This is a genomic window from Rhodococcus sp. A14 (assembly GCF_011603105.1).
In the GTDB taxonomy this organism is placed as follows: domain Bacteria; phylum Actinomycetota; class Actinomycetes; order Mycobacteriales; family Mycobacteriaceae; genus Rhodococcus_F; species Rhodococcus_F opacus.
On record NZ_JAAOQS010000350.1, the window covers coordinates 1 to 243 of the forward strand.

Genomic DNA, 243 nt, shown 5'->3' on the forward strand with positions numbered 1-243 from the left:
TCCACCACCGCGGGCGCGTCGGGTGTGCGCGTCACCTGCGCACCGAACATCGACACCAGTGTGTCGGTGGTTGTCGCATGATCGGTGTGGTTCCAGTCCTCGAGGATCAGCTGTTTTTCGTCGGCGTCGAGGAGGTCGAGGTCGCCGACTGGGCTGTCGGGATCGGCCACCGCTGCCTCGAGGAGTCGGGTGAATCGGTCGGCGAATCCGTGGACGGTGTCCTCGTCGAACAGGTCCTGCGCG

Annotated in this window: 1 protein-coding gene; it reads right to left on the bottom strand. The window is 65.8% G+C overall.

Features of this window, described 5'->3' with window-relative positions:
- The coding region (locus G9373_RS45795; RefSeq protein ID WP_167121430.1) for a hypothetical protein at window positions 1–243 on the bottom strand (243 nt) is incomplete at both ends.